This window comes from Streptomyces sp. NPDC059248 (assembly GCF_042753905.1).
Taxonomy (GTDB): domain Bacteria; phylum Actinomycetota; class Actinomycetes; order Streptomycetales; family Streptomycetaceae; genus Streptomyces.
Genome location: NZ_JBHYZV010000019.1, coordinates 1 through 12,172, shown reverse-complemented (window position 1 = coordinate 12,172; position 12,172 = coordinate 1). Strand labels below are relative to the sequence as shown.

General features: G+C 70.3%; 11 protein-coding genes. 4 read left to right on the top strand and 7 right to left on the bottom strand.

Annotation, left to right across the window (positions count from 1 at the left end; genetic code table 11):
• Positions 1 to 236: 236 nt before the first annotated feature.
• Together ACFXG1_RS10625 and nth are read right to left on the bottom strand one after the other, a co-directional pair.
• The gene (locus ACFXG1_RS10625) at positions 237 to 1,106 is read right to left on the bottom strand and encodes an NUDIX hydrolase (protein ID WP_384708309.1); all 870 of its coding nucleotides are present in this window, start codon (positions 1,104 to 1,106) and stop codon (positions 237 to 239) included.
• A 159-nt stretch (positions 1,107 to 1,265) separates the two neighbouring features.
• Positions 1,266 to 2,174: an endonuclease III gene (gene nth / locus ACFXG1_RS10620; protein WP_384708306.1), complete on the bottom strand. Its 909-nt coding sequence runs from the start codon at positions 2,172 to 2,174 to the stop codon at positions 1,266 to 1,268.
• Positions 2,175 to 2,497: 323 nt separating this feature from the next.
• Between nth and ACFXG1_RS10615 the strand changes: the two genes are divergently transcribed.
• Positions 2,498 to 3,172, top strand: coding sequence for a Crp/Fnr family transcriptional regulator (locus tag ACFXG1_RS10615; protein WP_006347667.1), 675 nt, complete (start codon positions 2,498 to 2,500; stop codon positions 3,170 to 3,172).
• A gap of 121 nt (positions 3,173 to 3,293) precedes the next feature.
• On the opposite strand, the gene ACFXG1_RS10610 is transcribed toward ACFXG1_RS10615, so the two are convergent.
• The 4 genes from ACFXG1_RS10610 to ACFXG1_RS10595 form a co-directional block, all read right to left on the bottom strand.
• Positions 3,294 to 4,124, bottom strand: coding sequence for an MBL fold metallo-hydrolase (locus ACFXG1_RS10610; protein WP_384708302.1), 831 nt, complete (start codon positions 4,122 to 4,124; stop codon positions 3,294 to 3,296).
• Complete coding sequence (locus ACFXG1_RS10605; protein WP_384708299.1) at positions 4,121 to 5,068, bottom strand: NUDIX hydrolase; 948 nt, start codon at positions 5,066 to 5,068, stop codon at positions 4,121 to 4,123. The genes ACFXG1_RS10610 and ACFXG1_RS10605 overlap by 4 nt, the downstream gene beginning before the upstream one ends.
• A 214-nt stretch (positions 5,069 to 5,282) precedes the next feature.
• Complete coding sequence (locus tag ACFXG1_RS10600) at positions 5,283 to 5,765, bottom strand: RidA family protein (protein ID WP_384708296.1); 483 nt, start codon at positions 5,763 to 5,765, stop codon at positions 5,283 to 5,285.
• On the bottom strand, positions 5,762 to 5,923 hold the full coding sequence (locus tag ACFXG1_RS10595; protein WP_384708293.1) for a DUF4177 domain-containing protein: 162 nt from the start codon (positions 5,921 to 5,923) through the stop codon (positions 5,762 to 5,764). Before ACFXG1_RS10595 ends, ACFXG1_RS10600 begins: the two co-directional genes overlap by 4 nt.
• A 162-nt stretch (positions 5,924 to 6,085) precedes the next feature.
• Between ACFXG1_RS10595 and ACFXG1_RS10590 the strand changes: the two genes are divergently transcribed.
• A complete protein-coding gene (locus ACFXG1_RS10590) occupies positions 6,086 to 7,093 on the top strand; it encodes an ArsA family ATPase (RefSeq protein ID WP_384708290.1) in 1,008 nt (335 codons plus the stop codon).
• The gene (locus tag ACFXG1_RS10585) at positions 7,090 to 8,532 is read left to right on the top strand and encodes an ArsA family ATPase (RefSeq protein ID WP_384708287.1); all 1,443 of its coding nucleotides are present in this window, start codon (positions 7,090 to 7,092) and stop codon (positions 8,530 to 8,532) included. Before ACFXG1_RS10590 ends, ACFXG1_RS10585 begins: the two co-directional genes overlap by 4 nt.
• Positions 8,533 to 8,834: 302 nt before the next feature.
• Here ACFXG1_RS10585 and ACFXG1_RS10580 read toward each other — a convergent pair whose 3' ends face one another.
• Positions 8,835 to 9,179: a WhiB family transcriptional regulator gene (locus ACFXG1_RS10580; protein ID WP_384708284.1), complete on the bottom strand. Its 345-nt coding sequence runs from the start codon at positions 9,177 to 9,179 to the stop codon at positions 8,835 to 8,837.
• A gap of 493 nt (positions 9,180 to 9,672) precedes the next feature.
• On the opposite strand from ACFXG1_RS10580, the gene ACFXG1_RS10575 reads away from it, so the two are divergent.
• A complete protein-coding gene (locus tag ACFXG1_RS10575) occupies positions 9,673 to 12,036 on the top strand; it encodes a transglycosylase domain-containing protein (RefSeq protein ID WP_384742054.1) in 2,364 nt (787 codons plus the stop codon).
• Positions 12,037 to 12,172 lie beyond the last annotated feature (136 nt).

The window sequence follows — 12,172 nt, the reverse complement described above, 5'->3', positions numbered from 1 at the left end:
TTCGTCTTGGTCGTTTGGTCGTCGTCTTGGTCTTCGTCTTGGTCGTTTGGTCGTCGTCTTGGTATTGGTCTCGGCTTCGAGCTTCGGGCTTCTTCGGCTTCGACTCGCCGGGTGGCCTCGGACGGCCGTCCGGCGGAGCGCCGCGCGGTCCCGGGGGATCGATGGAATGGGTGTACGGGGAACGGGTCGTCGGCGGTTCGGTGGGGTGGCGCGCCGGAACGCGAAGGATCAGCCTGTCATGCCCGCCGGTCCAGGGGGACCCGGCGGGTCCGGTCCCACGGCCGTTCCCACCCCGCGAAGTGCAGGATCCGGTCGATCACACCGGCGGTGAAGCCCCAGACCAGGGCGGATTCGACGAGGAACGCCGGGCCCTGGTGACCGCTGGGGTGGACCGCGGTGGCCCGGTTGGCCGGGTCCGTGAGATCCGCCACCGGGACGGTGAAGACCCGGGCCGTCTCGGCGAGATCGACCGCGTCGACGGGGCTCGGCTCCCGCCACCAGCCGAGGACGGGGGTGACGACGAAGCCGCTCACCGGGATGTAGAGCTTGGGCAGCGCACCGAAGAGCTGGACGCCGGAGGGGTCGAGTCCGGTCTCCTCCTCGGCCTCGCGCAGCGCGGCGCGCAGCGGTCCCGTGGTCTCCGGATCACCGTCCTCGGGATCGAGGGAACCGCCGGGGAAGGAGGGCTGTCCCGCATGGGTGCGCAGTCCGCCCGCGCGCTCCATCAGCAGCAGCTCGGGTCCCTCGGCGCCCTCGCCGAAGAGGACGAGGACGGAGGCGGGGCGGCCGTGGCCGCCCGCGGGGGGCAGGAAGGTGCTGAGCTGCCGTCCCTGGACGGTGTCGAGCAGCCGGGCGACGGGGGCGAGCCAGTCGGGCAGCCCCGTGGTGGAGACGGTGACCCCGCCACTGCCTTCGAAGGCGCGCCGTGCGTTCCCGGCGCCACCGCCACCCGCCAGGGCACCCTGGGGATGCCCGCCGGCGGATCCGTTTCCCGCGTGCCCGTGCCCGTGCCCATGTCCGGCGCGCCCGGGGCCGTACGCACCCCCGGTCTCTTCGTGCACCTCGGCCTCACCGCCACCGCTGGTCGTCGTGTCTCGTGCGCGCATGGGCACCCCCTCGTGTCACAACGCGCCCGGGCGTACCGATCGTTCCGCCCGCACCCGCGTCGGCGTCGCGACGGCACACGCGCCTGTCCCCGTCGGCGTCGCGACGGCACACGCACCTGCCCGCGCCGTCACCCCCGCCCCCGCCCCCTCCGCGTCGGCTCACCCGGCCGCCCGGGTCTCCCCCGCCGGGTCGCCCTCTCCGTCTCCGGGACGTCCGGCGGGCGCCGAGGGCGGGGCGGGCACGCCGGGATAGTCCGCGGGCGGGTTGAGGCGCTGCCCCGGCTGGCCGCCCATCTCGTACTTCAGCAGCTTCCGCGCCTTCTCCGGATCGGTCTCGCCCTCACCGTACGAGGGGCAGAGATGGGCGATCGGGCAGGCGCCGCACGCGGGCTTGCGGGCGTGGCAGATCCGTCGGCCGTGGAAGATCACCCGGTGGGAGAGCATGGTCCACTCGGACTTCGGGAAGATCTCGGCGATCTCCGCCTCGACCTTCTCCGGATCCTGCTGCTCGGTCCACTTCCAGCGGCGAACGAGCCGTCCGAAGTGGGTGTCGACGGTGATCCCGGGGACGCCGAAGGCGTTGCCGAGGACGACGAAGGCGGTCTTCCTGCCGACGCCCGGCAGTTTCACCAGGTCGTCGAGGCGTCCCGGGACCTCACCGCCGAAGTCGTCGCGGAGGGCGGTGGAGAGCCCGAGGAGGGAGCGGGCCTTGGCCCGGAAGAAGCCGGTGGGGCGGATGATCGCCTCCAGCTTCTCGGGCTCGGCCGCGGCCATCTCGTCCGGTGTCGGATAGGCCGCGAAGAGGGCGGGGGTGGTCTGGTTGACCCGGAGGTCGGTGGTCTGGGCCGACAGCACCGTGGCGACCAGCAGCTCGAACGGATTACGGAAGTCCAGTTCCGGATGGGCGTACGGGTACACCTCGGCCAGCTCGCGATTGATGCGGCGGGCCCGGCGGACCATGGCGAGCCGCGACTCGGGCTTCGCCGCACCCCGCGGCGCCTTCCGCGAGCCCTGCGATCCGCCCGACTTTGCGGCATTTCGGGTACCGATGTGAGCTTGTTCGCCCATAGCGGAATTTTGCTTTCCGGACACTCTTCCGGCCCCCTTGGCCTGCGCTCTCACCGGCGAATTGGACACCCGGCCAGCCTACGGGCCACCGCTCGTCTCCGCCCCGGCCACCGCCGATCCGGACCCAATCGGGCCCCTGGAGCACGAACACGTGCTCCAGTGAGTCAAACTTGTTGTGATTGATCGCACGAATATTTACTTGCCAGGTCCGCCACGGGGAAGCTGTCCCCAGCGTCCCGTCCGAGGTGTCCCCCGGACGGGCACGGTGCGGTCCGGCATCATGGGGGCCACGGTCCCTGAGCAGGTCGACAAGGAGAGAACTCGTGGACGACGTTCTGCGGCGCGCCCCGCTCTTCGCGGCGCTCGATGACGAGCAGGCGGCGGAGCTGCGCGGCTCGATGAGTGAGGTGACGCTGGCCCGCGGCGACGCGCTCTTCCACGAGGGCGACCCGGGTGACCGCCTCTATGTGGTCACCGAGGGCAAGGTCAAACTCCACCGCACCTCGCCCGACGGACGCGAGAACATGCTCGCCGTCCTCGGCCCCGGCGAGCTGATCGGCGAGCTGTCCCTGTTCGACCCGGGCCCGCGGACCGCCACGGCGACCGCCCTGACCGAGGTGAAGCTGCTCGGCCTGGGCCACGGCGACCTCCAGCCCTGGCTGAACGCCCGGCCCGAGGTGGCGTCCGCGCTGCTGCGGGCCGTCGCCCGCCGGCTGCGCAAGACCAATGACCAGATGTCCGACCTGGTCTTCTCCGATGTACCGGGCCGGGTGGCCCGAGCGCTCCTCGACCTGTCGCGCCGCTTCGGCGTCCAGTCCGACGAGGGCATCCACGTCGTCCACGACCTGACGCAGGAGGAGCTGGCCCAGCTGGTCGGCGCCTCCCGCGAGACCGTGAACAAGGCGCTGGCGGACTTCGCGCAGCGCGGCTGGCTGCGCCTGGAGGCGCGGGCGGTCATCCTGCTCGACGTCGAGCGGCTGGCGAAGCGCTCCCGCTGAGCCCACCGGCCGTACCGAACGTCACGGCCGTACGTACGCCGTGAAGGGGCGCCCCCGGTTCCGGGGGCGCCCCTTCACGCATACGGCGTCCGTGCCTGTGCCTGTGCCCGTGCCCGGACGGTCAGATCAGACCGTGGTCGCGCAGATACTCCAGCTGCGCCCGTACGGAGAGCTCCGCGGCGGGCCACAGGGACCGGTCCACGTCCGCGTAGACCGCCGCCACCACCTCCGGCGCCGTCCGGTGACCGTTCTCGACGGCCGTCTCGACCTGGGCGAGCCGGTGGGCGCGATGGGCCAGATAGAACTCGACCGCGCCCTGGGCGTCGTCCAGCACGGGCCCATGACCGGGCAGAACGGTCCGTACGCCGTCGTCGACGGTGAGGGACCGCAACCGTCGCAGGGAGTCCAGATAGTCGCCCAGGCGGCCGTCCGGATGGGCCACCATCGTGGTGCCGCGGCCCAGGACGGTATCGCCGGTCAGCACCGCGGCGTCCGCGGGCAGATGGAAGCAGAGCGAGTCGGAGGTATGGCCGGGCGTGGGGACGACCCGCAGCTCCAGGCCCCCGACGTCGATCACATCGCCCGCGCCGAGACCCTCGTCGCCCAGGCGCAGCGCCGGGTCCAGTGCCCGGACGTTCGTCCGCGTCAGCTCCGCGAAACGCGCGGCGCCTTCGGCGTGGTCGGGATGGCCGTGGGTGAGCAGGGTGAGGGCGATCCGCTGCCCCGCCCGCTCGGCGGTGTCGATCACCCGCCGCAGATGGCTCTCGTCGAGCGGACCGGGGTCGATCACGACGGCGAGCCCCGAGCCGGGCTCGGAGACGATCCAGGTATTGGTCCCGTCGAGCGTCATCGCGGACGGGTTGGGCGCGAGGACGTTCACGGCCCGGGCTGTGGCGGCTCCGGAGAGCACACCGCCCCGGGGCTGTCCTGGCAGCGCCGCCGCGTCGGTCATCGCGGACCTCCTGCGGGAACGCGCCGGGTGAACTCCTCGTGTCCCGGCCAGCTCAGGACCAGCACACCGTTCTCCAGACCGGCCTTCGCGAGGACGGGGGCGAGATCCCGCCCGGCCGCGCCGGCGACGGCGTCGGCGGAGGTGGCGTAGGGCACGAGGTCGCGCAGGGTGGAGATGGTCGGCGGCATCATCGTCAGCTCGCCCCGGTCGTATCCGGCGGCGGCGTCGGCCGGTGTGATCCACACCGTACGGTCCGCCTCGGTGGAGGCGTTCCGGGTCTGCTGCCCCGGCGGCAGGGCTGCGACGAAGAACCAGGTGTCGTAGCGGCGGGCCTCGAACTCCGGGGTGATCCAGCGGGCCCAGGCGCCCAGCAGGTCCGACCGCAGGACCAGCCCGCGTCGGTCGAGGAAGTCGGCGAAGGCGAGTTCACGGTCGACCAGGGCCTGCCGGTCGGCCTCCCAGCCGCCGTCGTCCGCCCCGCCGGCCGTACCCTCGCCCGCTTCCACCGCACCGGCCGAACCTTCGCCCGCTTCCGGCAATTCGACGCCCACGGCACCCACGGCACCCAGGACCGTATCGGCGGTACGGCCCGCGAGCAGCACCCCCGATTCCTCGAAGGTCTCCCGGACCGCGGCACAGACCACGGCCTGGGCGGTCGCGGCGTCCGTACCCAGTCGTACAGCCCATTCCTCGACCGAGGGCCCCGCCCAGCCGACGGGCCGGGAGTCCCGGGCGTCGACTCCGCCACCGGGGTAGGCATAGGCACCACCGGCGAAGGCCATGGAGGTACGGCGGCGCAGCATATGGACGGCCGGGCCGTCCGGGGTGTCGCGCAGCAGCATCACCGTCGCCGCGCGCTTCGGCTCGACGGGGACGATCTCACCGGCCGCGAGTGCGCGAATCCGGTCGGGCCACTCCGGGGGGTACCACTGACCATCGGGCATGGCCGGATGCTATGCGGATCCACCGAGATGTTCGAGAGGTGCCCGTACGGGCCGGTCCCGTTTCACGTGGAACGAAGATGGCCCCTACACCGGGCCGGGCCCGCCCCGCGGCCCATAAGGGCTCCGAGGGCTCCGAAACACTACGCGGGGCATGAGGGGGCGGGGTCCGAGCCGTACGCGTACCGTCCCGTACGGCTCCCTCCCCACCGGCCGGTTACTCCCGTACCAGCTCGATCTGGAACTCGACCTCGACCGGCGCGTCCAGCGGCAGCACCGCGACGCCCACCGCGCTCCGGGCGTGGACGCCCTTTTCGCCGAGGACCTCGCCCAGCAACTCGCTCGCGCCGTTGATGACGGCGGGCTGTCCGGTGAAGTCGCTCGCCGACGCGACGAAGCCGACGACCTTCACCACCCGGGCGATCCGGTCCAGATCACCGACGACCGACTTCACGGCGGCCAGACCGTTGAGCGCGCAGGTCCGCGCCAGCTCCTTGGCCTCGTCGGCGGTGACCTCGGCCCCCACCTTGCCGGTGACCGGCAGCTTGCCCTCCACCATGGGCAGCTGGCCCGCGGTGTAGACGTAGTCGCCCGAGACGACGGCGGGCTGGTACGCGGCGATCGGCGGTACGACCTCCGGCAGGGTCAGCCCCAGCTCGGCGAGCCGAGCCTCGACGACCCCGCCACCGGTGGTGGTCACGCCGTCTTCTCCCGCTTCAGATAGGCCACGAGCTGCTCCGGGTTCGGGCCGGGCACGACCTGGACGAGTTCCCACCCGTCCTCGCCCCAGGTGTCGAGGATCTGCTTGGTCGCGTGCACGAGGAGCGGCACGGTGGAGTATTCCCACTTCTTGGTCATGGGCCCGACTGTATCCGCCCCCGGACCCCGTCCCGGATCCGCCCGTCCCCGGAGCCCGGACCCGTACAGACGTCCACGGGGGCACCTGTCCACGGGACACGTGACGCAGCCCGCACACGGCCTCGTGCGTAGGGCGCGGTCCGACTGGTTAGGCTCGAATATGTGAGCAGGCTCCAGGTCGTCAGTGGCAAAGGCGGTACCGGTAAGACGACGGTCGCCGCCGCCCTCGCGCTCGCCCTCGCGACCGAGGGCAAGCGGACACTCCTCGTGGAGGTCGAGGGGAGGCAAGGCATCGCCCAGCTCTTCGAGACCGAGGCGCTGCCCTACGAGGAGCGGAAGATCGCCGTCGCGTCCGGCGGCGGCGAGGTCTACGCCCTGGCGATCGACGCCGAGCGCGCCCTGCTCGACTACCTCCAGATGTTCTACAAACTCGGCAGCGCGGGGCGCGCCCTGAAGAAGATCGGCGCGATCGACTTCGCGACCACGATCGCCCCCGGGGTACGCGACGTCCTGCTCACGGGCAAGGCGTGCGAGGCCGTACGGCGCCGGACGAAGCAGGGCGCGTACGTCTACGACTACGTGATCATGGATGCCCCGCCCACCGGCCGGATCACCCGCTTCCTGAACGTCAACGACGAGGTGGCGGGGCTGGCCAAGTTCGGCCCGATATACAACCAGGCGCAGGCCGTGATGCGGGTACTGAAGTCACCCGGGACCGCGGTCCATCTGGTGACGCTGCTGGAGGAGATGCCGGTCCAGGAGACCGCAGACGGAGTGGCCGAACTGCGCGCCGCCGACCTTCCGGTGGGCCGGGTGATCGTGAACATGGTCAGGCCGCACGTCCTGGACGAGTCGGCGGTACGAAGCGCGGGACGCGGCCGCCGTACGGAGATCGCCGCGGCGCTGACGGCTGCCGGGATCAGCGGCGCGCGCACCCTCGTCGGCCCGCTGCTGGACCAGGCGTCCGACCATGCCCGCCGGGTCGCCCTGGAGCGGGAGCAGCGGGCGGCGCTGGGGCGGCTCGGGCTGCCCTCGTACGAACTGCCCCTGCTGAGCGAAGGCATCGATCTCGCCGGGCTCTACCGGCTGTCGAAGGAGCTGCGTGCCCAGAACGGCGCGCACGGGGGGAACGACGACCGGCACAGCGCCGAGCAAGGGACCGGTTCATGACCCTGGACGCAGCGGCCACCGCCCTCCATGTCGACTCGCTGATCGACGATCCGGCCACCCGGATCATCGTCTGCTGCGGCGCGGGCGGGGTCGGCAAGACGACCACCGCGGCCGCCCTCGGTGTCCGCGCGGCCGAACGGGGCCGCCGGGTGGTGGTCCTCACCATCGACCCGGCCAAGCGGCTGGCCCAGTCCCTGGGCATCGACTCGCTCGACAACACCCCGCGGCGGGTGAAGGGGATAGAACCGGACGGCACCGGTCAGGCGGGCGAACTGCACGCCATGATGCTCGATATGAAGCGGACCTTCGACGAGATCGTCGAGGCCCATGCGGACCCCGAGCGGGCTCGCGCCATCCTGGACAACCCCTTCTACCAGTCCCTGTCGGCCGGCTTCGCGGGCACGCAGGAGTACATGGCGATGGAGAAGCTGGGGCAGCTGCGGGCGCGGGAGGAGTGGGACCTGATCGTCGTCGACACCCCGCCGTCGCGCAGCGCCCTGGACTTCCTGGACGCGCCGAAGCGGCTGGGGTCGTTCCTGGACGGAAAACTGATCAAGCTGCTGGTGACTCCGGCGAAGGTCGGCGGCCGGGCGGGGATGAAGTTCCTGAACGTCGGGATGTCGATGATGACGGGCACCCTCGGCAAACTGTTGGGCGGTCAGCTGCTGCGGGACGTACAGACGTTCGTCACGGCGATGGACACCATGTTCGGCGGCTTCCGCACCCGGGCCGACGCCACCTACCGGCTGCTGCAGGCCCCGGGTACGGCGTTCCTGGTGGTGGCGGCGCCGGAGCAGGACGCCCTGCGGGAGGCCGCGTACTTCGTGGAGCGGCTGGCGGCGGAGAAGATGCCGCTGGCCGGACTGGTGCTCAACCGGGTGCACGGCAGCGGCGCGGCCCGGCTGTCGGCCCAGCGCGCGCTGGCGGCGGCCGAGGTGCTGGAACCCGACGCGCTCGATGCCTTCGACGACATCCCCGACATCCCCGACTTCCCGTCCTTCCCCGACTCCGGTGATCCGGACGGGTCGGATGAGTCGGAAGAGCCTTTGGTGGAATCCTCAGAAAATCTTGCCGCGACCGGCATTGTGGATCATGAGGCAGGGAAGACTGGTGTTCGTGAGGCCACGGGCGCCTCTCCCGAACCCCCGCCCGTGGACCACTCCCCCGAGCACTCCCCCCCTCGTGAGGCCCACCACGAACACACCACGGAAGCACTGACGGCTGGTCTGCTGCGCCTGCATGCCGAACGGATGCAGGTGCTTGCGCGTGAACAGCGCATGCGGGACCGATTCACCACCCTCCATCCCGAGGTGGCGGTGGCGCAGGTGGCCGCACTGCCCGGTGACGTACACGATCTGTCGGGCCTGCGGGCCATCGGCGAGCAGTTGGCGACCGGCGGCGGCGCGGGTGGCGGCGAAACGCGGCGCGGCAAGTCGTAGCGGGCAAGCGAAGTATGGGGATCAGCGGGAAAAGTCGTCACAACTGATAAATCAATACTGATAAAAGATCAAAACGGCGCCCAGGGTGCCCCCAAAGGCCGATTTTGGCGCACGCGAGTACGCCCCTCCGACCTTCGGCGCCATATTCAACCGCCGCCTCATGGCGACAGCCTTCGCGCCGTACTGTCACACGCCTTCGTACCGGGCTTCCCACCCGGCCCACACACCACGGGAATCGATTCGATCGGCCCTGATCGGCTCGATCGGATCCGGCCCCGGGGCCGTGTCGGCGCTGCTACGGCCTAGCCCACCGCCGCATACGCGGCATAGGTCTCGTCGTCGTCGAGCCCGACCGGCAGCAAGCCGGTATCGCGCTCGTACTCCGTACGCGCCGTCTCCAGGAGTCTGCGCCACGAGGTGACCGTGGGGCGCCTGCGCAACAGTGCGCGCCGCTCCCTTTCGGTCATTCCTCCCCAGACGCCGAACTCCACGCGATTGTCGAGGGCATCGGCCAGACATTCGGTCCGCACCGGACATCCGGTGCACACCGCCTTGGCCCTGTTCTGCGCTGCCCCTTGTACGAACAGTTCATCCGGATCGGTAGTGCGGCAGGCTGCCTGCGCACTCCAGTCGGTTACCCAGCCCATCCCGGCTGCCGTCCTCTCCCGAATCGAGGCTCCCCCACGGCGGCAGCGGCATATTCACCGCTGCCAGTTGAGGACGTTACGGAAGGCTGGCGCGACGCAACACCCCCTGCGGGCCCAATCTCGAATGGCCCGAACGGACTATGCGTATGCGGCAGGTCACCCAGGGGAGTGAGTCGAGGACATAGCAAACCAACCCATCAAATCGGGACAGATCAGCCAGCTCGACCAGGCCGATCCGCGGCACACAAGCCAGATTCATGGCGATTTCCGGCATCAGGCCGAGCCGTCAGGGATGGAACGGCGGACTCCACTTTCCCTTCCACCGACCCACGATGACTACGGGACACGCCAGGAGGCGACATCCGGACTTCCGGTGAATTCCGGGAATGATCCGTGATTGCCTTGATGCAAAACCGCACTGCTGTGACAGTTGGGAGCAGCTTAGGCCAATGGCTGCACCCTTGTCCGGCGAATGAGAACGTAGGCTGACTTCATGCCAAAGACGCGCTCCGGCGGCGGTCTGTCAGGGACCCAGCAAGCCGCCAAGTTCCTCGGGGTCAGCGTGCTCGCCGGAGCCGTGCTGGCGGGTATCGCCCTGCCGGCCGCGGGAGCACTGGGACTGGCCGCGAAAGGCACGGTCAAGGGATTCGACGAGATCCCGGCGAATCTGAAGACTCCCCCGCTGAGCCAGCGGACCTCGATCCTCGACTCCGGGGGCGGCACGATCGCCACGGTCTACTCGCGCGACCGTACGGTGGTCCCGCTGGCGGATATCTCCCCGTATATGCAGAAGGCGATCATCGCCATCGAGGACTCGCGCTTCTACGAGCACGGCGCCGTCGACCTCAAGGGCGTCCTGCGGGCACTCAACCGCAACGCGCAGTCCGGCGGCGTCGCCGAGGGCGCGTCGACGCTGACCCAGCAGTACGTCAAGAACGTGTTCGTGGAGGAGGCGGGCGACGACCCCGACAAGGTCGCCCAGGCCACCCAGCAGACGCTCGGCCGCAAGATCCAGGAGCTGAAGTACGCGATCCAGGTCGAGGAGGAGCTGGGCAAGAAGAAGATCCTGGAGAACTACCTCAACATCACGTTCTTCGGGCAGCAGGCGTACGGCGTCGAGGCCGCGTCGAAGCGCTACTTCTCCAAGTCGGCCGAGGACCTCAATCTGGAGGAGTCGGCCCTGCTCGCCGGACTCGTCCAGTCCCCCAGCCGCTACGACCCCGTCAATGACACGGAGGAGGCGAAGAAGCGCCGGAACATCGTCCTCCAGCGGATGGCGGACGTCCGGGACGTCACCCAGGCCGACGCGGACCGGGCGAAGGCGACCCCGGTGACGCTCAAGGTGAGCACGCCGAAGAACGGCTGCATCACCGCGGTCCGGGGCGCGGGCTTCTTCTGCGACTACGTACGGAACGTCTTCCTGGGCGACCCCGTCTTCGGCAAGACCCGCGAGGACCGGGCCAAGCTGTGGAACCGCGGCGGGCTCACGGTCCGGACGACCCTCGACCCGCAGTCGCAGGAGTCGGCCCAGGACTCGATCAAGGAGTACGTCTACCAGGGGGACAAGGTCGCCACCGCGGTGACCATGGTCGAGCCCGGTACCGGCAAGATCCTCGCGATGGGCCAGTCCAGGCCGTACGGCTTCGGCAAGAACGAGACCCAGATCAACTACTCCGTCGACAAGCGGATGGAGGGGTCGAACTACGGCTTCCCGGTCGGTTCGACCTTCAAGCCGTTCGTCGCGGCGGCGGCCATAGAGCAGGGGACGTCGCTGTCGCAGTCGTATCCGGCGCCGTACGAGATGCCGTACCCGAGCCCGATCCAGACCTGCGACAGCAAACCGTGGGTGAACAACGAGAACGCCACGGTCGAGAACGAGATGGAGTCCGAGGTCGGCCCGTACAGCCTCAAGGAGGCGATGGAGAAGTCGGTCAACACCTACTTTGTCCAGATGGTGGCGGACATCGGGCTCTGCCCGGTGAAGGAGATGACCGACAAGCTGGGTCTGATGGTCGGCAACGGCAAGAACCTCGCCTTCACCCCGTCGGGCATGACGCTGGGCTCGGAGGGGATGTCGCCGCTGACCATGGCGTCCGCGTACGCGGGCTTCGCCAACCGCGGTACGTACTGCACCCCGATCGCGATCGAGTCGATCCGGACGGCCGACGGACGGAAGCTCGACGTCCCGGAGAGCACTTGCCGCCGGGCGATGGGCGTGAAGACGGCCGACACGATCAGTTCCCTGCTCAGCGGGGTGGTCTCCGACTCGGGTACGGGTTCGAAGGCGGGCCTTTCGGGCCGGGACAACGCGGGCAAGACGGGTACGACGGACGGCCGGCGCAACGCCTGGTTCGTCGGCTACACCCCGAACCTGGCCGGAGCGGTCTGGGTCGGCAGCCCCACCCAGCAGGTCAAGATGTTCAACATCACCGTCGGCGGCCGGTACAAGCCGAAGGTCTTCGGCGGCGAGGTGCCCGGCTCCATCTGGCGAATGGCGATGACGGGAGCGCTGACGGGCAAGGAGGCGCCCGCCTTCAACCGGGTCCCCATCCCGGACGGGAAGAAGGAGCCCGGCGACCGCCCCGGAGACGGCGATCGTGACCGCGAGGAAGAGGGCGACGGCGGCGGTGACTCCGACGGCAACAACGGAGACAACGGAGCCAACGGCGGCAACTGGGGCGACATCGGCGGCTGGGACGGCGGCACCAGCAGTGGAATGGACGGCGGCTCGGAAGGCGGCGAAGGAGACGGGGAGGGCGATGCCGGCGGCGGCCCGATCCCCGGTGTCTCGATCGCGCCCGGTGTGGTCGGCGGAGGACAGAGCCGCGGCCAGGTGAGCGGCGGCTTCCAGCGGTAGAAGAAGGGGTACGGGGTGGGGGGGGCGGGGCAGGGGTGTACCCGGGCGCACCCCCCAATTGGTTTTTGGTGCAGCCCGGTTACCCCGCGCCACGCCCGGCAGAGCGCCGGCCCCCCCCCGCCCCCCCCCCCCCCCC